The following is a 22,085-nucleotide window of genomic DNA, read 5'->3' as shown; positions in this document are numbered from 1 at the left end:
CACTGAAAGGAGAAGCAGGAATGAGCTACCGCAGGTACCTCCGCAGGCCGGCCGTGTCGAGCGTCATCGGGCTCGTCCTGCTGATCACCGCGAGCATGCTCACCTACCTGGTGGCCCGGCCGTCGCCGGCCGACGAACGCGAGCTGACCCTGGGCCTGGCAAAGGCGACCGAGGGCCAGGCGGCCGGCGCGTCGGGCTACCACTACCAGCGGTCGTCCGAACCGGACCGTACGGAGATCATCGACTCGTCGGGGGAGCCGGTCGCGGTCATGACCGACGGCGCGCGGACCGCGCACATCTACGGTCCGTCCCGGACGTTCGAGGAGCCGAGCTTCACGGACGCGAAGGTCGAGACCGACATGTGGGTCCGGCTCGCGCCGCAGCCGTGGCGGGCCGGCGCCGAACAGGAGCAGTGGTTCATCGACTGGTTCGCCGCGGCCCGCCGGGACCGCTCGCCGGACGTGCTGGCGATCTCCTTCGAGTACGTCGACGGGGCCCCGGTGAAGCGGGACAACCAGGGACAGCAGTATTCCGGAGACGCCTCGTTCGGGCCGCCGGACCCGGCGGACCCCGACGGCCGTCAGGAGCGCTCCGACTTCTACGACTACCTGGGTCTGCCCTGGTCGTTCCTGGACGGCAAGGCGGCGGTGCCCGAGCCGCAGCGCAAGCTGGCCCTGGACTGCTCCGGCTACCTGCGGATGGTCTACGGTCACCGGCTCGGATATCCGCTGCGCGGTACCAACACCCCGGGTGAGGGTCTTCCGCGCCGAGCGTACGCCATGGCGGAGCTGGGCCCGGGTGTTCAGCTGATGCCCAACTCGGGCCAGCGGGCCCGCGGAATCGACAAGCTGCTCCCCGGTGACCTGGTCTTCTTCAACGCCCAGCCGGTACCGAACCGCCAGATCGACCACTCCGGCATCTACCTCGGCATCGACGACGGCGGGCACCACCGCTTCATCTCCAGCCGGTCCCAGACCGACGGTCCCACCATGGGCGACGTCTCCGGTGCACCCCTGCTGGACGGGGTCGGCTACTGGCCGGACAGGTGGCTCACCGCCCGCCGGCTCTGACCGGCCCCGCCGGGGTGTCCGCCGCTGCTCAGAGCACCTGGGACAGGAAGCGGCGCAGCCGGGGGTGCTCCGGCGCCTCGAAGATCGCGGCCGGCTCCCCGGCTGCCAGGACCACGCCGTGGTCCATGAAGGCGACGGTGTCGGCGACCTCGCGGGCGAAGCCCATCTCGTGGGTGACCACCACCATGGTCATGCCGCCTGCGGACAGGTCGGCCATCACCGCGAGGACGCCCTTGACCAGTTCCGGGTCGAGCGCCGAGGTGGCCTCGTCGAAGAGCATCACCTGCGGTTGCAGCGCCAGCGCCCGGGCGATGGCCACCCGCTGCTGCTGCCCGCCGGACAGGTGCGCCGGTCGGGAGTCCGCCTTGCCGGCCAGCCCGACCAGCTCCAGCTGGGCGCGGGCGACCGCGGCGGCCTCGTCCTCGGAGAGCTTCCTGATCCGGCGCAGCGCCAATGTGATGTTGCGCAGCACGCTCATGTGCGGGAAGAGGTTGAACTGCTGGAAGACCATGCCGACCCGCTGGCGCAGCGCGTCCGGGTCGTCGCGCAGCACGCTGCGCCCGTCGAGCAGCACGTCACCCCGGTCCGGCTCGATCAGCCGGTTGATGGTGCGCAGCAAGGTGGACTTGCCCGAGCCGGAGGGGCCAATCACGCAGGCGGTGCCGCCGCGCCCGACGTCCAGGTCGGCGCCGCGCAGCACCCGGTTGGCGCCGAAGGCGAGGTGGACGTCCCGGACGGCGAGGCTGACCGAGGTGGTGGTGGCGGTGCCGGTCATCGGTGGTCCTTTCCGGTCTGCGGGGGCAGGGCGGTCTCGCCGGCCAGGGCCAGCCCGCCGTCGTCGTCGGGGTCGACGGTCACCGACCGGCCCTGGCGCAGCCGCCGGTCGATCCAGTTGACCGCGTGGGTCAGCGGCACGGTCAACGCCAGGTAGAACAGGCCGGCCAGCAGCAGCGCCGACTCGTTGCCGGTGGTGGCGGCGTAGTCCTGGCCGATCCGGAACAGTTCCCGCTGGCTGGCCACCAGGCCGAGGAAGTAGACCAGGCTGGAGTCCTTGATCAACGCGATCAGCTGGTTGACCCAGGCCGGCAGGACCCGGCGTACGCCCTGCGGGATGATCACCAGCCGCATCGCCTCACCCCAGGAGAAGCCGAGCGCCCGGGCCCCCTCGAGCTGCGCGGCCTCGACGCTCTGGATTCCGGAGCGGAAGATCTCCCCGATGTACGCGCCCGCGATCAGCGACAGCGCCAGGATGCCCAGCGGGTACGGGTTGGGTCCCCACACCTCCATGCCCAGCGGCGCCAGGCCGACACCGATGAGCAGGATGGTCGCCGCGGCCGGCAGGCCGCGGAAGACGTCCGTGTAGACCCGCGCCGGCCACCGCAACCATCGGGTACGTGAGATGCCGGCGATGGCCAGCAGCATGCCGAGGATCGAGCCGAGCAGGGCGGCGGAGATCGCCAGGATCAGCGTGTTGGGCAGCCCGACGGTCAGCATCTCGGGCAGCGCCTCGCGCATCGAGTCCCCGTCGAAGAAGGTCTCCCAGAGGTTGCTCAAGGTGTCCATCGGTCTCGTCCCCGTCCGCCCTGCTCGCTCGTCATCCGTACCGTCAGGAGGTGGTCGATGCCGACGCCGCCGGCAACGCGACGGTGCCGCTGCCGGGCTTGAAGTCGGCCGGGATCGGCCGGCCCGGGTAGTACTGCGCCTGGAGCCGGGTCCAGGTGCCGTCGGCGATGACCTCGTCGAGGCCCTTGTTCAGCGCCTCGCGCAGTTTGTCGTTGCCCTTGGCGAACGCGTACGCGGTGGGGGCGGGGCTGAGCTGCTTGGCCGCCACGGTGATCTTGCCGTTGCTGTCCGCCGCCGATTTCTCGCCGATCTCGGCGGGGGCGATCCAGGCGTCGGCGGTGCCGGCCTTGAGCTGGTTGATCGCGCCGTTGTAGTCGGGCACCCGGACCGGGTCGAGGTTCCGGCCGGTGGCGTAGTCGTCCTGCACCGTGCCCTGCACGACGACGACGCGCTTGCCGGCGAGCTGGTCGAAGCTGGTGATCGGGGAACCGGCGGGCACGTCGAGGCCGAAGTAGCCGAAGTCGTAGCCGTTGCCGAAGTCGACGGTCTTCTTGCGCGCCTCGGTGATGGTGATCGAGGAGCTGCCGATGTCGAACTTGCGGTTGTTGACCTGGGACAGCAGCGCGGAGAAGTCGGTCCCGACGAACTCCACCTTCAGGCCGACCTTCGCCGCGGCCGCGGTGAGCAGGTCGTTGTCGAAGCCGGTGAACGTGCCGTCCTTCAGGTACACGTTCGGCGGTGCGTCGGTCAGCGTGCCGGCGCGCAGCACGCCCGGCTGGAGCAGGCCGTAGGGGTTGTCGGCGGCCTCGGACGAGTCGTCGCCGCAGGCGGTCAGCGCGGTGGCGGCGAGGACGGCGGCGGCGCCGAGCGCGGCCACCTTGGACAGAGCGGGAAGGAATCGCACAGGTGTCTCCGGATCGATCGGTCGGCGGGCACACAGGCGCGCCGGGAGACGGCGTGCCGGACCGGCACACCGCTGCGGGTGGTACGAGGAAGGGGTCGTCGACTACGCGGTCGGGCGGCGACAGCCGTCGCTGCAGACCCGCATCAGGTCGACGTGTCGCCGCTTGACCAGCATCAGGCCGGCAGCCGGCGCGTCGGACGGGGCCGCGGGCACGGCGCCGCCGACGGGCGGGGCGAAAAGATCAGCAGACATGGTTCTCCTGGGTCGGTGCTGACCTGGGAACCAGGCCACGCTTGCACCGGTGCCACACCGGTGCCTGGTCCTCACCCGGAGCACCCCACCGTGGAGGAGGGTTGCCGGCCAGCGAGCCGGGGCTTGACGCTGGCGCTCATGACCTGCCGAGAAGGCTAGCAGCAGGGCCGGGCCGATCGTCCAGCCGTTATGACGGCCCTCACGTCCGCCCCTTACCGGTCACCGTCACCCGGGCGTCTCGAGGGGCAGTGCTCGCCACCACCACCGCCCTCGGCGGCGCAGGCCACCACGGCGGAATTGGCCGCCGCGCGCCGCACCAGCCGGTGCCAGGGTGGGGACACCGGCGCGCCCGTCGCGGTGCCGTTGCGTTATCTGATCGGGAGACGCGGTACGCCCGGGTCGGGTCCGCGTCAGATGACCCGGGCGAGGTCGCTGAACGCCGAAGCGACTCGGAGCTTGGGCTGACTGTCGAGCCCGAGTTCGTAGTGTCCGCGGCGGAGGTTCTGGATGAATGCGTGTCCGGCGATGATCACTTGTGCGGTCTGGTCGGTCCGGAGCCCGCGCATCGGTCGTAACCGGTGCTTGAGCTGACTGTGGTCGGCCTCGATCGGATTGTTGGCGTGCTGCTCGACGTGGTGCAAGGCCGAGGGGATCAGGTCGTCGAGCACGGCGGGGTAGACCGGGGTGGCGTCGGTGACGACTTCGCTGGGCGTCACCTTCAGCGCCTTCAGCGCCCGCTGGAAGAACCGCCGGGCCGCGGCGGCATCACGGCGGGCCGAGACGAGCACGTCAATGACCTGCCCGTGCTGGTCGATCGCGCGGTAGACGTAGCGCTACACGCCGTTGACCCTGACGTAGGTCTCGTCGACGAACCACCGATCACCGGGGGAGTGGCGGGCGAACCGGGCGGCGTCGGCCAGCAGCGGGGTGAACCGTTGTACCCACCGGAACACGGTGACGTGGTCGACCTCGACACCGCGCTCAGCCAGGAGTTCCTCCACGTCCCGGTAGGAGAGGCTGTAGCGCAGGTACCAGCGGACCGCGACGACGATCACCTCCGCGGGGAACCGGAACCCGGTGAACGCCGACTTCGGCGGCGACCAGGGACGACGAGGACTCGACCGCTTCACCCGTCAAGCCTGCCTCGGTCCCTGGACATGGACACGGGCAACGCAACAGACCCCTCCGGCGGGTAGCCCCGTCGCCCCATGCCACTTTCCTCAACATCGAGTGACACAAGATCCCAACAATCCGCCTCCGCGCAACCGGGGCAGACTCTGCGGAGGGCCCGATGACGCGAACGGAGCTGGTTGGGGCGTTGGGCCTGCCGGTGCGAAGGTCGAGCATGGACCGAGTTGGAAACGTACTCCATGGACTTCCGGCTCTTGTCCAGGTAACGGACTGCCGGAGCGCGGGCGCATCATGAGCCGGAGCGCGTCAGCCACTCGGTCAGAGGTCTGTCAGACAGCTGACCCTGTCGAGACCGGGTATCGCCCGGAGACAATACTTTGCGCACGAGCGACTGCTGTCGCATCGCGTACAGCCGGGGAGGGTGTCGTGGACGAGGCCGCTCCGTTCACCGTCATCAGCACCGAGCTCGCCGATCTGCACGTCGCCCACGACGTCGACGTCGATCCCTTCACCGGTGCCGCCTCGGTCCGGGTGCCACTGCCGCTGACGGAGGGCCGGGCGGATCACGGTCCGTCGCTGGCCCTGTCCTACAGCTCCGGCGGTGCCAACTCGATCTTCGGGCTGGGCTGGTCCCTCGCCGGCATGACCCCTGTCACCAGGAGTTTGAGGCGGCGCCTGCCGAGCTATGACGACAGCGACGGCTACCGCTACGGCGACTGCGATCTCGTCCCCGCGCTCGAGCCGGCCCAGCCGTCCGGGTGGCGGCGGCGGACGGCGACGGTTGGGCCGTACAGGGTGCAGTTCTTCCACACGCGCGCGGACATCGGGCCCGTCCGGCTGGAGCGATGGGTGCGCGCCGACGGCGAGCAGCACTGGCGGATGCGTGACCGGCACGACGTGGTGACGGTCTTCGGCCGGCAGGCCACCGCGCAGATCTCCGATCCGGACCAGCCCGAGCGCGTCTACGCCTGGCTGCCCCAGTCGCGCCACGACTCGCACGGCAACGTCGTGCACTTCGTCTACCGGGCCGAGGACCAGGCCGGGGTGGTGCAGTGCACCTCGGCCGCGCGATCGCACTCGCGCCGCGACGGCTGGCCGCAGCGGCATCCGGCGAGCGTCCGCTATGGCAACACCGTCCCGTTCGGACCCGACGAGGCGGTGCCTCAAGGCAACTCCTGGCTGTTCGAGGCGGTCTTCGACTACGGCGACCATGCCGACGACCGGCCGCTGCCGTCAGGGACGTGGCCGGCGCGGCTCGACCCGTTTTCCTCGTACCGGCCGGGGTTCGATCTTCGCACCCACCGGCTGTGCCGCCGGGTGCTGATGTTCCACCGCTTCGCCGAGCTAGGACCGCAGGCCGCGCTGGTCGGCGAGACCTCCTTCGGCTACGACGAGCAGCCGGCGGGCACGACGCTGGTCCGGGTCGTCCACACGGGGGTACGCCATGACGGCGGCGCCGTCTCGCGCCGCTCGCTGCCCCCGCTGGAGTTCGCCTACTCGGCCGCGCAGGTGACGGCGGACTTCGCCGACGTGCCGGCCGACTCGCTGCGAAACGCGCCGCACGGGCTGGCCGAGCCGGGCAGCCGCTGGATCGACCTGCACGGCGACGGGCTGCCTGGGTTGCTGACCGAGACCCCCGACGCCTGGTACTACAAACCCAACGACGGTGGCGGCCGGCTCGGGGCGCAGGTGCTGCTGGCCGCCCGGCCCACCCGGGCCGGGGCGAGCGCCAGCCTCGGCGACTTCGACCGCGACGGCAACACCGACCTGGTCAGCGTGTCCGGTCGCTGGGCGGGCGCGGCGTCGCTGGACCGCACGACAGGCCGCTGGTCCGGACACCGCCCGTTCGCGGCGATGCCCCGCACCGACGGCCTGGCGCGGCCGGGCACCTGGCTCGACGTCGACGGTGACGGCCTGGCCGAGCTGCTGGTCGCGGGCGCTTCCGGGCTGACATGCTATTCGGGGCAGGCGCGCGGCGGGCACGGTTTCGGCGCACCGGCCGGGGTGGGCCGCAGCGCGGGCGTTGACGCGCCGCCCGCCGTGCTGGAAGCGCCGGAGAAGGGCCTGTTCCTCGTCGACATGAACGGCGACGGGCTGGTCGACCTGGTGCAGGTGCGCAACGGCAGCGTGCGCTACTGGCCGCAGCTGGGCCACGGGCGGTTCGGCGACGTGGTGACCATGGACGGCGCCCCGGTCTTCGAGCCCGACGGCGGGTTCGACCCCGCCCGGCTGCGCTTCGTCGACCTCGACGGCAGTGGCACCGCCGACCTGATCTACCTCGGCCGGGGCGAGCTGCGCCGCTGGATCAACGCCGCCGGCAACGGCTTCCTCCCGCTGCCCGCCATGCAGGGGATGCCCTACCTGGACCGGCTCGCCGCGGTCGACGTGCTCGACTTCCTGGGCGACGGCCGCCCCTGCCTGGTGTGGTCCTCCCCCCTGCCCGGCCAGTCCGCCCCCGTGCGCTGCGCCCCGCTGGCGGGTCCGGTGCCCCCCCGGCTGCTCACCGGCGTCACGAACTCGGTGGGCGGCGAGATCCGGCTGCACTACGGCTCGTCGGTGCGGCACCTGGTGCGCGATCGCGCGGCGGGCCGGGACTGGCACACCAGGCTGCCCCATCACCCGGTGGTGGTCGACCGCCGCGAGCTGCTGGACCACGTGCTCGGCCAGCGGGCCGTCAGCCGGTACGACTACCACGACGGTCACTTCGACGGTGACGAGCAGGAGTTCCGCGGATTCGCCCTGGTTGACCGCTATGACGCGGACACCGCCGCGGACCCGCTGGCCGAGGGTGACCCGGTGGCCGTCTCCTGCGTGCGCACCTGGTCGCACACCGGCGCCGCCGACTGGCACCGCAGCCTCGCGGACGGCTACCGCGCCGATCCCGGGCTGGTCACCCTGCCATCGGCGACCGTGGCGGAGTCCGGCGTGCTGGACGCGGACGACGTCGCGGCGGGCCTGCGCGGCCTCGCCGGCCGGGTCGTCCGTGTCGAGACGTACGCGGTCACCCCGTCGGGCGAGCGCGCTCCGCATCCCTGCCACGTGACGCAGACGCACCACCGTGCCCGGCTCCTGCAACCGGGCACCCCGCCGGGGCGAGGCCCGGCACAGCCCGCGGTGCTGCGCACCCACGTCCGCGAGACCGTGCACCACGTCTACGAGCAGCAGCCGTTCGACCCCCGCGTGACGCACCAGGTCAACGCCGAGGTCGACCAGTACGGCACGGTGCTGCTCGCCGTCGAGGTGGGCTGCCCCCGCCGCCCGGGTCCGGACCGGCTCCCGCCGCAGGCCACGGCGGTGGCGACCGCCCAGCAGCTGCACGTCATCAACATCGACATGGCCGAGCGGTTCGAATGCGGCCTGCCCGCCCAGGGCACCGGCTTCGAGCTGGCCCTGTCTGGCGCGGCGCCCGGTGACACCTGGCCGGTCGACGCCCTCATCGCCGCGGTCACCGCAGCGGTGGCGAGCCCGCTCCTGCCGCACCAGCCGCTGCCCCCGCCCGCGACGGCACCGGCACCGCGTGGCTCCGGTCCGGTGGTGACGGCGCGCGTCGCCGGCCGCACACGGCACAGCTACTGGTCCACCGACCGGGCCTCGGCACTGCCGTCGGGCCAGGTCGGCGCTCCGGCGCTGCCGCACCACGTGGAGATCGCCTGCTTCACCCCGGCCCAGGTGACCGGGGCGCTGAACACTCCTGATCGGACCAGGGTCGACGACTCGCTGCTCAACGGGCTCGGTTACCGGCTGCGAGAGGGCTTCTGGTGGCGGTCGGAGCCCGTCCGCACGCATACGCCCGCGGCGGAGTTCGCCCAGCCCGCGGGCACGATCCGGTGGGACGGGGCGACGGAGGTGCTGCGCTACGACGCCTACCACCTCGAGCCCGTCGAGCAGGTCGACTCGGCCGGAAACCGCAGCTCGGCGGCCGTCGACTATCACCTGTGCACCCCGAAGCGGTTGACCGACCCGAACGGCGCCGTCGAGGAGGTGCGCCACGACCCGCTCGGCGTGATCGTGGCGCGCGGCAGCCGGGGCAGCGTCCTGGCCCTCGGCAGCACGGGTGCCGGGTCAGGCGCGAGTGCCGGGTCAGACGGCACAGTTGGTGGGTCAGGTGGCGCGACGGTCCTGCCCTACGGTGACGGTCCACTTCCGATGGTGGTGTCCTGGCCCTCCGGCGACCCGGCCGACGTGGTCGACGCCCTGCTCGCCGACGCGGGCGCCGTGCTCGGCGCGGCCGGGCTGGACCAGGCCGGGGAGGTCACCGCCTACGACGTCGGCTCCTGGAACCTGGGCATCGCGCCGAGAATGGTGCGGGTGGCCAGGGAGCGCCTGGTCCACGACGGAACCGGCCCGCCCACCGCACCAGGCGTGGGAGACACGCCCACCGCACCCGGCACGGGCACCGCATCCGGCGCGGGCGAGTCCGGCCGCAGGCAGGTCTCCGTGCTGCATCTCGACGGCTTCGGCCGCGCCGCGCAGGCAAAGTCGCTGATGTCCGCCGGTCGCTGGCTAACCTCGGGCACGATCACGCACGACGCCCGCCAGCATCCCGTCCGCGAATACGAGCCCTGGTTCAGCGCCACCCCGGACCTGGAGACCACCCTGGTGGGGGTCGCCCGGTCACATGGCTACGACGCGGTGGGCCGCGTGGTCCGGGTCGACGAGCCCGACGGCAGCCACGCGCGCAACGTGTTCTTGCCGTGGCAGAGCAGCCACTACGATCGCAACGACACCGTGCAGCAGTCGCTCTACCGGGTGTCCCGGGAGGCCCTGCCCGATGGCGAGCCGGCAAAGGAGGCGCTGCGCACGGCGCAGGAGCACGCCGGCACCCCGCTGGTGGTCATGCTCGATCCGCTCGGCCGCCAGGTGCGCCAGGTCGAGAACACCGGGGCCGAGTTCGGCGCGTCAGCCCAGGACGTGGTTACCCAGACCAGGCTGGACGCCCACGGCGAGCCGTGGCAGGTCATCGACCCGCGGGGCATCGTGGCGCTTACCTACACCCGTGACCTCGACGGCAGGCTGCTGCACCAGCACAGCGCCGACGCAGGCGAGGTGTGGCTGCTGCCCGACGCGGCGGGCCGCCCGGTGCACCGCTGGGACGGTCGCGGCGTGCACCTGCGCACCACCTTCGACAACCTCGACCGCCCCATCACGGTGCGCCTGGACGACGGCTCCGGGCAGGCGAGCCGCCTGATCGAGGACATGCTCTACGGCGAGGATCCGGGCATCACCGACGCCGCCGCCCGCAACGCCCGGGGCCGCCTGATCAGGCACCGCGACCAGGCAGGTGTGCTGGTCGTGACGCACTACACGCCGGACGGCGCGCTGATGCGCAGCACCCGGCAGCTGTGCGCCGACTACGTCACCGGGCCAGATTGGGCCGACCCGGCCTCGGTGCTGATGGACCCGACCGTGCACGTCACCGAGCAGGGCTTCGACGGGCTGGGACGGGTGCTGTGGCGGGTGCTGCCCGACGGGACCCGACGCGGTTTCGACCACGCGCCGGAGGGGGGCGTCACGCGCGTACGGCTGGCCCTGCTCGACGGCTCTGCGCCCGAGCAGACGCTGCTGTCGCAGGCGGTCTACAACGCCCGCGGCGATCGCACCAGCGCGGTGCTCGGCAACGGGGTGCGGCTCAGCCACGACTTCGACCCGGAGACGTTCCGCACCACCCGGATCACCGCCGACCGCCCCGACGGCACGCCGCTGCAGGACCTGGCCTACACCTACGACCCGGTCGGCAACCTCATTCACAGCGTCGACCACGCGCAGCAGCCCTTGGCGGTCACGCCCCTGCTGACCGGGTCGACCGCGTCGACGCACAGCGACTACCGCTACGACGCGCTCTACCGGCTCGTCTCGGCCACTGGCCGGGTGCACCAGGCGCTGCTCGAACCCGATTACAGCGCGGGCTCGTTCACCCCGGGCGGCTACCGGGGCACCCGGCATCTGAGCCTCAACAACGGCCAGGCTGTCGAGCGCTACACCCAGAACTACACCTACGACCTCGCCAACAACCTGACCCGGCTGCGCCATCAGGGTGTCAGCCGCGGCTGGACCACCGACTTCTGGACCTCGGGCAGCTCCAACCGATCACTGCCCAGCCTCGACCCGGCCGGCGTGCCGATCGCCGACCCGGAGCGGCACTTCGACCCGGTGGGCAACCTGAGCAGGCTCTCCCACCTGGCCGCCGTCGAGTGGGGGCACGAGAACCAGGTACGGCACGCGGTAATCGTGGACCGGTCTGCGGCCAACCGGCCCGACGACGCGGAGTACTACACCTACGGCGCGGACGGCCTGCGGGTGCGTAAGGTGAGCCAGCGCGTCGTCGACGTGCAGACCGGCGAGGTCGAGACCGTCGACAAGGTCTACCTCGACGGCTGCGAGATCGTCCGGATCCGCCGTGGCGGGCGGCTGGTGCTCGAACGGATCTCGTCCCACGTCGACGACGGGGATCAGCGGGTGGCCGTCGTGCACCGCTGGACCGTGGACACCGCCACCCGCGAAGTGCAGCCCGCTCCGTCCGGCGCGGCCGTGCTGCGCACCCGCTACCAGCTCGGCGATCAGATGGGTTCGGCGGTTCTGGAGCTCGACGGCGGCGGGGGCGTCGTCAGCTACGAGGAGTTCTTCCCGTACGGCGGAAGTTCCTTTCTCGCCGGTGACGACCTGCGCGACGTGGGCGCCAAGGACCACCGCTTCCGGGGTGCCGAGCGCGATGACCTGACCGGCCTCTACTACGGGGGCCACCGCTACTACGCGGCGTGGATCGGGCGCTGGCTGAGCCCGGATCCGCTCGGCCCGGCGGACTCGCTCAACCACTACGAGTACTGCCGTTCCAATCCGATCGTCTACCGCGACCCCGACGGCCTCGCCTCGATAAAGCGCGCTCCGGCGAAGGCGGCCAAGAAGGCCGGCGCACCTCCGGCGCGTACGAATCTGGAGAGCGTGCTGCGCAACCAAATCGCAGACATGAAGCCACCGTATCGTGCGCTCGCCGAGCGTGTGCTCAAGGACATGTCCGGTGACCTGTCCACGGCCACCGCTGCGCGGTTGACCGTCACCACCACCGTGGTCAACGGGGAGACGACCGAGACTGTCACGCTGGATGTCGCGTACGGCACGCCGCAGCCGTGCGCCGAGGTCGGCGAGCTGGGCGCGGTGATCGTGCCGCCACCGGCCAAGCGCCCGCCGGCCCCTGCGGCAGCCGCGCCGCCGCCCGCGCCACCCGGGCAGCCGCCGTCGTCCGCTCCGGCGGCAACGGCGTCCGACGCCCCGAACGCGGTGCCCGCGCAGGACCCCAACCTCGGTGGCGCGACCCCGTCGCCTCAGGCCGCGCAGGCTCCGGAGGAGAGCGCCGAGGACCTCGACGACCTCGACGGCGCCTCGGTGCCGCAGGATCTGGGGCTGACCCCGGAGGATCTGGCGGAGCTCGAGTCGTTGGACCCGGCCGACCTTGCGCTGCTGGAGGACCTGCTGGCCGAGATGGAGGGCGCGTTCGGAGCCGGCGAGCCTGGCGACGAGAGCGTGCCCGTCGAGGATGGCCTGGAGTCCGCCGGCGACGGCGTGCCGCTGGTGGGCTCGGTCGAGTCGGGGTGGCGGCTGGAGGTCGATCCGTCCGAGCCGGCCGACGACCAGCTCGACGGCGAGCAGGAGGGGCGGCCCCGCGGACTGCGGGACGACTTCTTCGACGGCTTCCTGGACGAGGCGCTGGAGCAGGTGACGGACGCGATCGTCGGCGTGTTCGTCAGGAGGGTCGACCCGACCGCCCCGGCACGCGGGTTCGCGCAGCTCGGCGTGCAAATCAGCGAGACCTACCACGAGGAGGGTGGCGGCGGCTACGGCGTGCTGGGTGTGGTCAACATGTTCAACCCGCTGTCCCTTGCTCTGCGCGCTGGCTACACCTCCGACCAGGAGGCCGAGCAGGCCCTCTACCTGAACTCGCTAGGTGACAAGGAGGCCGCGGCGGCGCACGCTAAGGCGAGCGGCCAGGCCTACGCCAACGTCGTGATCCAGTCGATCTATCTCGGCATGCTGGCGGGCGGCGTGTCCGCCGTGGGCAAGGGGAAGGGGAAGGGGAAGGTCGTCGGCAAGGGCCAGCCCGGCGACGCGGGCGCGCACGGCAAGGTCAAGCCGACTGCCCGCAACACCGGCCTCGACTCGCACCACATGCCCCAGGCCGCGCGGAACTTCGCGCCCCGGGCCAAGGGCGGCGCGATGCTGGCGTGGCGCAAATTCCACAAACTCACCCGCACCTACGGGTGGAAGGGCCTGATCACCAAGATCAAGGAACGCAACCTGCCGTTCCGCCAGACCCTCACCCGGGACTTCTACGACCTGCGCAAGATCAGCAGGGAGCAGAAAGGGTCCACGCGTTACTTCAACAAGGGCATGCTGGAGCTGCTCGAGTACTACCGCAGCGGGCCCACGAAGGCGATCAAGGATCGGATGCTCCCGCCCAAGCAGCGCGTCCTGCCGAAGAAAGAGCTGAACTACCTCAAGAAGAACCACCCCAATCTATTCCTCAATTTCTGACATCACCTCTGAGATCTCCACCTCTGAGCCGGGACCGTGACATGACGATGCAGCCCAGGAACTCCGACGATCTGCCGCGCCCCCGACCGGCCGGCAGCGGTGCAGGCCACGGCGGAACGGAGCAGGGCGGTCCTGGCCGGATCATCAATCCAGACCAGGGCGGTCCAGACCTCAGCGGTCCGGAGCGCGGCGGTCCAGCGCCGGGTCCTGACAGCGGTGGTCCAGGGCAGAGCGGGCGGATCAATCGTGACCGGCTGGCCGAACGGCAGTTGCGGCAGCGCGAGGACCGGCGCGGCCTCGCGGTCGAGCTGGTCCGTACGGCAGGACTCGACGACGAGGTGGCCGCGAGGCTCATGACGAGCAACCCGGACCCGGTCGACCTGACCGGCCGGGCGCTGCGCCCGCTCGTCGAGTCGGGGCAGCTCAGCGCCGCGCAGGCCGCCAACCTGCACCTGCTCAACGGCATCGTCGGGCTCACCGACGGGCAGACCGCGCTCGGCGCGGTGATCCTCAAGGCCGAGCTACCCGGTCGCGGGGAGCCGCCCCGCACCCTGCGCGAGCTGGCCACCCTGGACAGCGGCGACTGGGCCGGCCTGATTACCCGGTCGGGGATCACCCCGCCGCGTGAGCTCTCCGTGCGCGGCTACGCCGACACGCTGCGGACCCGGTTCGAGCGGATCTTCCCCGGCGAGGCGCTGGCCGCCCGGCTCGCCCCCGACCTCAAGCATGTCGCGGAGGACCTGAACGCCGGCAAGGACGAGACGGCGAGGGCACGGCTGCGGCGACTGTGCGCGTCGTACCCGGGACTGGGCCTTGACCAGGTGCTGGCCGACGAAAAGCTGTCCCCCCGGCAGAAGGTCGAGCACATCGGCGCGGGCATCGACGGGTTGCGCCGGGTGCGCGAGGCGAACCCGGACGTGGAGCTGCTGGCGCTGGACCTGGCACCGGGCAGCGGCGACCTCGCCGGGCTGAACCTGAAGGTGCTCGACGAGCGCGACCGGGACGGCGTGCTCGCCACCCTCAAGGCGCATCAGCGCGTCTACCAGCTTTCCTCCGATGTGGAGGATGCTAGGACCCTGCTTGCGTCGGGCCTGGACAGCGGAGTCGCGGTGGCGCGTCTGACCCTGCAGGACCTCATCGACCGCACCGGCCTGCCACCGGACGTGGCGGAGCTGCACCACCACAAGGCCGCCCGGATGCTGTCCACCGTCACAGGGCTCTTCGGCGGCATCCTCGACCTCGAGGTGTCGGCACCCGCGACGGCGGCAATCGCGGGGACCGGCACGGCGACCAGCCCGCCGCCCGGGGTGCTCGACTACCTGCGCACCCTCGACGGCTACCGGGAGCTGTTCGGCAGCCAGGCCGCCTGCGACTGCGGTCACTGCGAGTCGATCCTGGGACCACCGGCCTACTTCGCCGACCTGATGCTGTTCGTGCAGCGGCACGTCTCCGACAGCGTCTTCGCCGGCGCGCGCGCAGGCCATCCGCTGCACCTGCGCACCCGGCGCCCGGACCTGTGGACGACGCCGCTGACCTGCCAGAACACCTCGACGATGATCCCGTCCCTGGACATCATCAACGAGATCCTGGAGAACTACACCGCCACCAGCCGCGGGCACATCGGCAGCCTGGCGGATCGGACCGCGGTGCGCCACGCCGTCTACGCCCAGGCGCTGGCCGTGTCCCAGGAGTCGCTGCGGCTGCCGTTCAGCCTGCCGACCCAGCGGGTGCGGGTCTATCTCGGCGACGGCGACGTCACCCGCTCCGACGTGGTGCTGGCCACCGGCGCGCCGGCCCGCGCCCAGGTCGCCGCGCGGCTTGAGCTGTCCGATCAGGACTATCATCTGATCGTCACGCCGGACGTGGATCTGGTGTCGCTACGGGCCCGGTACGGCCTGCCGCTGGTGCCCGACCAGGCCGGTGTGGTGCCCGGCTTCGACGCGCAGGAGCTGGTGCGGGCGGCCGAGGTGACCCGCGAGGAGCTGGGCGCGCTGCTGGCCACTAGGTTCGTCGGCGCCGCCGGGGCGGCCGTCACGATCCGAGCCGAGAAGACGAGCGCGGCGAGCGTCCAGCACGACGTCGAGCGGGTGCACGGGCTCACCGCCGCCGCGCTCGACCGGCTGCACCGCCTCATCCGCCTGTGGCGCAGCCTCGACTGGGGCGTCGGCGAGCTCGACCTGGTGCTGACCCAGCTCGCCGTCACCACGCTGACCCCCGACGAGTTGGCCTTGGTCGCCACCCTCCAGGACGTGCAGCTGCGGCTGGAGATCCCCGCCGCCGAGGTGTGCGCGCTGGCCGGTGCGCTGCCGCGGGTGCCCGCCGAGCCGGGCGCGCCGTCGCTGTTCGACCGCCTGTTCAACCTGGCCGCGTTCGTGGCGCAGGACGGCGCCTACCCCAAGGACACCACCACGTTCCTGCACCCGGCGCTGCGCGGGGCGGCCACCGCGCCGATCGCCGGCCTCACCCAGCACCGGTTGCAGACCGCGCTGGGCGTCACCGAGTCCGAACTGCTCGTGATGATCTACGGGTTGAAAGCCGAGCTGGACGTCGATCCCGCCGCGACCGACCCGGCCGCCCGCGCCTTCACCCTCACCGCCGCGCACCTGTCCGCCCTCTACCGGCACGCCCGCTTGGCCCGGCTGCTCGGCCTGTCCGTCGTGGAGCTGCTGCGCCTGCTGTCGCACACCCCCGCGACCACCCCGCCGGCCGCCGACGCGCACCGCCCCGCCGCCGGGCTGACCGGCCTCACGGCCCTGCTCGACCAGCACCGGTGGTGGTCCGGCAGCGGCCGGACGCTCGACGACCTGGACGTGCTCGCCGACCGGGCACCGGTCGATCCGAGCCGCTACCCCGACCCGGCCGCGCTGGTCACCGGACTGCTCACCGAGACCGCCACCGAGCAGGCCCTGTCCTTCGCCGACACGGTCCTAGGCTTCCTCGACGGGGTCACCGAGGACAGCTCGCGGGCGGTGATAGCGGCCAACCCGACCCGGTTCAGCCCGGCCGGGACCGGCCGCTTCCGGCTCGCCGACGACTTCGACCTCGACACGCCGCTGACCATGCCGGCCGGGGTGACGCTGGTCCCCTCGGACGTGCGTGACCTGCTCACCGCCTTCCACCCGAGCGCGGTGCTGTCGACCAGGCTCGCCGGTCGCCTGCGGCTGCCGGTGGAGACGGTCCGCACCCTGTTGGAGCTGCTCCAGGCCGACCTGTCCGCCGGGGCGCTGCCGGCCGCCCTGCACGGCACCGCGTCACCGGCCGCGCTGGTCACGCTGGTCACCGAGCTGGTGCCGCTGATGGTGCTGTTCGCGCCGCCGAGGCTGGACACCGCGGCGGTCGGCTTCATCGCCGCGCACCCGGCCACGGTCGGGCTGACCGACCCCCGGCACATCGGCATGGCGACGGTACGGGCGCTGACCGTGGTCACCGCCGCGGGACCCGACGCCACCGCCCTCGACGCCCTGGAGGTGCTGGCGTCGTACACGCAGGCGGGTGGCTTCGCCGCAGCCGACCCGGCGAAGCTGGCCAGGGTGGTGGCCGCCCCGGTGGGGCTGCTGCCGGGCCTGCTGCGCGCGCTGACCCCGCCCACCGGCGGCAGCCAGCCCGCGATCGAGAGCGCGGCGGCCCTGCACCGGCTGGCTGAATGCGCGGCGCTGGCGCAGCGGCTCGGCGTCGGCGGCGAGACGCTGGCCCTGATCGGCTCGGCGAGCTACGGCGACCTGGACGCCGCCGCGGACGCGCTGCGGGCCGGCATCCACGCCCGCTTCACGCAGGCGCAGGCGGCCGAGCGCATCGAGCCGTTGCAGGACGTGCTGCGCTCACGGTGCCGGGATGCCCTGGTCGACTTCCTGATCCACTCGTCGTTCCCGCAGTTCACCACGCGCAACGATCTGTACCAGCACTTCCTGATCGACGTCGAGCTGGAGGGCTGCGTCCGCACCTCGCGGGTGGTCTCGGCGGTCTCGAGCGTGCAGCTCTACGTGCACCGCGTCCTGATGAACCTGGAGTCCGACCGGCGGGCGCCGTCGGACCCCGCGCACGTAGCGGTGTCACCGGGCGCCATCCCGGCCGACGAGTGGGCGTGGCGGCGCAACTACCGGGTCTGGGAGGCCAACCGCAAGGTCTTCCTGTGGCCGGAGAACTACCTCGAGCCGCACCTGCGCGACGACAAGTCACCGCTGTTCGCCGAGCTGGAGACGGCGCTGCTGCAGAGCCCGGTCGACGAGCAGAGTGTGCTCGACGCCTACGCCTCCTATCTCGCCGGTTTCGAGGAGCTGGCCGGGTTGCAGATCACCGGCAGCTACCACGACAAGGACCCGGCCGGGCGCACCGACGTGCTGCACCTGATCGGCGTCAGCTCCGCCGACCCGGCGGTCTTCTACCACCGGGCGGTCCGCAACGCGCACTACGGCGTCAGCGAGACTGACCGCGGCACCGTCTGGGAGCCGTGGCGCAAGATCGACGTCCAGATCGGATCTCGCCACGTCGCGCCCATCGTGGTGCGCGGCCGGCTGCACCTGTTCTGGAACGAGTGGACCACCAAGCCGAAGAGCCGGATCGTCGAAGGCGACTCGGTCTTCTCCGCCTACCTGCACACGATGGCGTTCAAGTGCACCACCCTGCGGCTGGATGGCAGCTGGTCGGCACCGCAGCGGATGAGCCTGCAGAACGTGTACCCCTTCATCAGCGACGGGATCTTCGAGGAGACCGTCTACAGCAATTTCACCACCGATCTGGACCCGCTCGGGCGGACGCACCAGGAGCCGATCGAGGACTACCGGCCGCGCGGCTTCGCCTACGACGTGGTCTACCCCGGCTTCACCGACTTTGGCAGGCTGAAGGTCGGCTCGGTCGGCTTCCAGATGGAGGCCTACGTCGACCTGCGCACCCGTGCCTGCGCCGACGCCTGGGATTCCTTCGACCCGGCCGAGGCCGGTCTGGCGCACGTCTACGCCTACCGGGGCGGCGGGCCGCGCACGCTGAGCCGGCTCACCAAGGCGTACTTTCCCTCCGGATTCGACATCCGGTCGATGTACCTCGACGGAAACAAGCTGGACGGCCTACGCGGCGTGGCCTACACGCCCGGCGAGTTCGTCGAGCGCGACTTCGGCCCGCTGCCGATCCTGACCCTGCCGCCGGGCGCGAACCTCCAGCTCGTCAACGGTTCGCTGAGCGACGCCCTGATCGACGTCGCCGGGGACGTCCTGCTGCTGCAGGGGTCGGTGCGGCCCGCGCCCGGCTACCTGCTGCGCCGGGTCGGCACCACGCTGGCTCCCGCGCTGGCCGAGACACTGTTCCTGGGCGGTGTGGACGGGCTGCTCGACACCGCCCACCAGCTCAGCCTGGCTGAGGCGGCACTGCCGGTGTCCGACCTGCACGACGTCGCCGGGGACGTCGCGGCCGGGAAGGTCGACTTCACCGGGCCGTACGGGACCTACTACCGGGAGATCTTCTTCCACATCCCGTACCTGCTCGCCAACCATTTGAGCAGCCAGCAGCGCTTCGGCGCGGCGCAGCGCTGGTACCACTACCTGTTCGACCCGACCGCGAACGAGACCATCACGGTGCCGGGCGGCGTGAGCCCGGCCGAGCGCGCCCACCGCGAGCTCGACCGCAACTGGCGCTACCGGGAGTTCCGCGGGCTGGACGTGCCGGCGCTGCGTGCGATCCTGACCGACCCACAGGCCATCGAGGCCTACCAGCGGGATCCGTTCAACCCGCACGCCATTGCCCGGCTGCGGCTGAGCTCCTACCAGAAGAACATCGTGATGAAGTACGTGGACAACCTGCTTGACTGGGCTGACAGCCTGTTCGCGCAGTTCACCACGGAGTCGATCAACGAGGCGACGCTGCTCTACGCGACCGCGCAGGCCATTCTGGGCGAGCGCCCGGCGCGGCTCGGCGACTGCGGCGACGGAGCCGTCGTCCCGAAGACCTACGAGGCCATCCTGCCCCTGCTGGAGAAGGGTTCGCAGTTCCTCGCCGAGCTGGAGACCACGGTCGTCGGCCGGCAGGGCAGGCTCAAACACCAGCAGCGCCGCGACACCGACGAGCTGGTGATGAGCCTGGACGACGAGCCGGAACACCGCCGGGTGCGGAACGTCGCCGCCGCCTCGGCGGCCTCGGCCGAGCAGACGGCGGCTGCCACGCAGGACGGGAGGAAGGTCAAGGGCACCAGCGAGGTGTACGGCTGGCGCCGCGCGACGATCGCCCGCTGGGAGCCGGCCGGCACGGCCGAGCAGCCGCAGCTGGACCACATCCTGGTCAAGAACGGCAGCTCGGCGGTGGCCGGGCGCTTCGGCTGGAGCATCGTCACGCAGGTGAGCCCGGTGTTCTGCGTGCCCGCCAACCCGGAGCTGGGCCGGCGCTGGGACCGGGTCGAGGAGCAGCTTTTCAAGATCCGCAACTGCCTTGACATCACCGGCGCCCGGCGACAGGTCGCCCTGTTCGCGCCCGAGATCGATCCGCGCCTGCTGGTGCGCGCCCGCGCCGCCGGGCTCTCCCTCGACGACGTGCTCGGCGCGACCGCCGGCAACCTGCCGCCCTACCGGTTCCTCTACCTCGTCGACCGGGCCAAGGCGCACGCGGCGCTGGTGCAGTCGTTCGGATCGGCGCTGCTGGGCGCGCTGGAGAAGAAGGACGTCGAGGAGCTGACCCAGCTGCGCGCCATGCAGCAGCAGAACCTGCTGAAGCTGGCCAGCCAGGCCCGCCAGTGGGAGATCTCGGCGGCCGACGACGCCATCGAGGTGCTGGCCCGCCAGCGCACCGCCGCCGAGTACCGCCGGGACTACTACCAGGGCCTGGCCGACCAGAACCTCATCCCCTCCGAGCAGCAGCAGTCCGACTCCCGCATCGCCGCCTCTGGTCTGCAGAAGGCCGCCGGCGCGATGGACCTGATCGCCGCTATCACGCACCTGGTCCCGCAGGCAGGCGCGCCGACGGCGATGAAGTTCGGTGGCATGGAGGTCGGCCACAGCAGCGCCCGCTTCTCCGACGTGCTGCGCACCATGGCGAGCATGTACGAGGCCGACGCCGCCGCAGCGGGCCTGCGCGCCAACTTCGAACGCCGCCGCGAGGGCTGGCTGCACCAGACCAAGCTCATCCACCACGAGCTGGGCCAGCTCGACAAGCAGCTGGAAGCCGCCCGCATCCGCCGCGACATCGCACAGCGGTCACTGGAGCTGCACGAGGCGAGCATCGCGCAGGCCGACGAGGTGTTCGCCTTCTACGGTGAGAAGTTCACCGGGCTGGGCCTCTACACCTGGCTCGCGAGCACGCTGCAGCGCGCCTACCGGGAGGCCTACAACGGGGCCTACGCCATGGCCCGCCTGGCCGAGCAGGCGTTCCGCTTCGAGCGCGGCGACGACACCAGCACCCTGCTCGACGTGTCCTACTGGGACGCCGGCCGGGTCGGTCTGCTGGCCGGCGAGCGGCTGCTCGTCGACCTGCAGACGATGGAACGCCGCTTCATTGAGACGAACTACCGCACCCTCGAGGTCGACCAGGCGTTCTCGCTCACCATGCTCGCCCCCCAGGCGCTGGTGAAGCTGCGGGAGAAGGGCACCTGCGACTTCAGCGTGGACGAGTTCCATCTGGACCTGCTCTATCCGGGCCACTACCGGCGGAAGGTCAAGTCGGTGCGGCTGACGATCCCATGCGTCACCGGGCCGTACACCAATGTCAGCGCGACTCTGACGCTGCTCGGCAGCTCGCTGCGCCGGGAGCCGAAGACGGCGCCGACGGCGGTGGTGGAGGTGCCGCTGCGCCGCAGCGTGTCGATCGCGACGAGCACCGCGCAGCAGGACGCCGGGGTGTTCGAGTTCAGCTTCCGCGACGAGCGCTACATGCCCTTCGAGGGCGCGGGCGCGGCCAGCAGGTGGCGGCTGACCCTGCCGAGCACGCTGCGGGCGTTCGACTACCGCACCATCACCGATGTCATCCTGCACGTCACCTACACGGCGGAGTCCGAGGAGCTGCTGCGGCAGCGGATGGAGGCGCCCGTGACCGAGGCGGGCAGCCTGCTGCACCGGCTCAAGAACACGCCCATGACCAGGGTGCTCAGCCTGCGGCACGACTTCTCCTCGGCGTATCGGCGGCTGCTGGCGAGCCCCGCCGGCACGGTGGTGCCGCTGCGGATGGGGCCCGAGCACTTCCCGATGTACCTCGACCGCAAGGCGATCACCCCGGCCGGGGTCTCGCTGGCGCTGGTGCCCCGAACCGGACACGCGCCCGGATCGGTGACCCTGGCCGTGGACGAGGTGGCGACGAGCCAGTTCCCGCCGGCGACCGCGCTCGGCGGGCTGCCCACGGCCGACGTGACGGCGGCGTTCGGCGCCTCGCTGGTGGGCACCCACACGCTCGCCGTGGTCAATCCCGGGGCGCTCGGCGTGGTGGACCCGGTGCCGGGTGACGTCGCCGTCATCGATCATGACCTGCTGGAGGACGTGCTGCTCGTGCTCACCTACACCGCGGCTTGATCCGGACCAGCCTGATTCGAAGGCAGGGCCCGCGACCGGCCTGCCCCGCGGCCTGGTCTGGCGGCACGTGCCCGGACCAGGCGGTCCGGCACGTGCCGGCAAACCGCCCGGGAGATCGGGCAAACCGGGCTAACCTGCGGTTACGGCCGACAAACCGATCGC

General features: G+C 71.7%; 7 protein-coding genes, 1 pseudogene and 1 riboswitch. Of the genes and pseudogenes, 3 read left to right on the top strand and 5 right to left on the bottom strand.

The annotated features are described in order from the left end of the window. Window positions 1–20: 20 nt before the first annotated feature. Window positions 21–1,070: an NlpC/P60 family protein gene (locus ACTMTB_RS29130; protein WP_441149365.1), complete on the top strand. Its 1,050-nt coding sequence runs from the start codon at window positions 21–23 to the stop codon at window positions 1,068–1,070. 28 nt (window positions 1,071–1,098) lie between these two features. Here the strand turns inward: ACTMTB_RS29130 and ACTMTB_RS29125 are convergent, their stop codons facing one another. The 5 genes and pseudogenes from ACTMTB_RS29125 to ACTMTB_RS29105 form a co-directional block, all read right to left on the bottom strand. Beyond that, window positions 1,099–1,845: an amino acid ABC transporter ATP-binding protein gene (locus ACTMTB_RS29125; protein WP_357616323.1), complete on the bottom strand. Its 747-nt coding sequence runs from the start codon at window positions 1,843–1,845 to the stop codon at window positions 1,099–1,101. Continuing rightward, entirely contained in the window at window positions 1,842–2,633 is a 792-nt protein-coding gene (locus ACTMTB_RS29120) for an amino acid ABC transporter permease (RefSeq protein WP_441149363.1), read from the bottom strand. Before ACTMTB_RS29120 ends, ACTMTB_RS29125 begins: the two co-directional genes overlap by 4 nt. Before the next feature lie 43 nt (window positions 2,634–2,676). Then, window positions 2,677–3,537 (bottom strand): ABC transporter substrate-binding protein, encoded by an 861-nt coding sequence (locus ACTMTB_RS29115; protein ID WP_441149361.1) that lies wholly within the window; start codon window positions 3,535–3,537, stop codon window positions 2,677–2,679. Window positions 3,538–3,639: 102 nt separating this feature from the next. Then, the gene (locus ACTMTB_RS29110) at window positions 3,640–3,789 is read right to left on the bottom strand and encodes a hypothetical protein (protein ID WP_350795522.1); all 150 of its coding nucleotides are present in this window, start codon (window positions 3,787–3,789) and stop codon (window positions 3,640–3,642) included. 32 nt (window positions 3,790–3,821) lie between these two features. After that, window positions 3,822–3,933, bottom strand: a riboswitch (SAM riboswitch). Between the two features lie 266 nt (window positions 3,934–4,199). Continuing rightward, window positions 4,200–4,919: pseudogene (locus tag ACTMTB_RS29105) on the bottom strand (IS6 family transposase). 427 nt (window positions 4,920–5,346) lie between these two features. On the opposite strand from ACTMTB_RS29105, the gene ACTMTB_RS29100 reads away from it, so the two are divergent. Together ACTMTB_RS29100 and ACTMTB_RS29095 are read left to right on the top strand one after the other, a co-directional pair. Continuing rightward, window positions 5,347–13,446, top strand: coding sequence for a SpvB/TcaC N-terminal domain-containing protein (locus ACTMTB_RS29100; protein ID WP_441149360.1), 8,100 nt, complete (start codon window positions 5,347–5,349; stop codon window positions 13,444–13,446). Window positions 13,447–13,715: 269 nt separating this feature from the next. After that, window positions 13,716–21,923 carry a neuraminidase-like domain-containing protein gene (locus tag ACTMTB_RS29095; protein WP_441149358.1) on the top strand — a complete coding sequence of 2,736 codons (8,208 nt, stop codon included), beginning with the start codon at window positions 13,716–13,718 and terminating at the stop codon, window positions 21,921–21,923. Window positions 21,924–22,085: the final 162 nt, after the last annotated feature.

It is taken from the genome of Micromonospora sp. L32 (assembly GCF_052068055.1).
GTDB classification, from domain to species: Bacteria; Actinomycetota; Actinomycetes; order Mycobacteriales; family Micromonosporaceae; genus Micromonospora; species Micromonospora purpureochromogenes.
The sequence above is the reverse complement of the archived record's forward strand: the minus strand, read 5'-3'. Positions and strand labels throughout refer to the sequence as shown.

Coding starts and splice junctions, on each gene's coding strand:
- ACTMTB_RS29110 (WP_350795522.1), bottom strand. CDS start 3,789: ATGTCTGCTGATCTTTTCGCCCCGCCCGTCGGCGGCGCCGTGCCCGCG.
- ACTMTB_RS29130 (WP_441149365.1), top strand. CDS start 21: ATGAGCTACCGCAGGTACCTCCGCAGGCCGGCCGTGTCGAGCGTCATC.
- ACTMTB_RS29125 (WP_357616323.1), bottom strand. CDS start 1,845: ATGACCGGCACCGCCACCACCACCTCGGTCAGCCTCGCCGTCCGGGAC.
- ACTMTB_RS29120 (WP_441149363.1), bottom strand. CDS start 2,633: ATGGACACCTTGAGCAACCTCTGGGAGACCTTCTTCGACGGGGACTCG.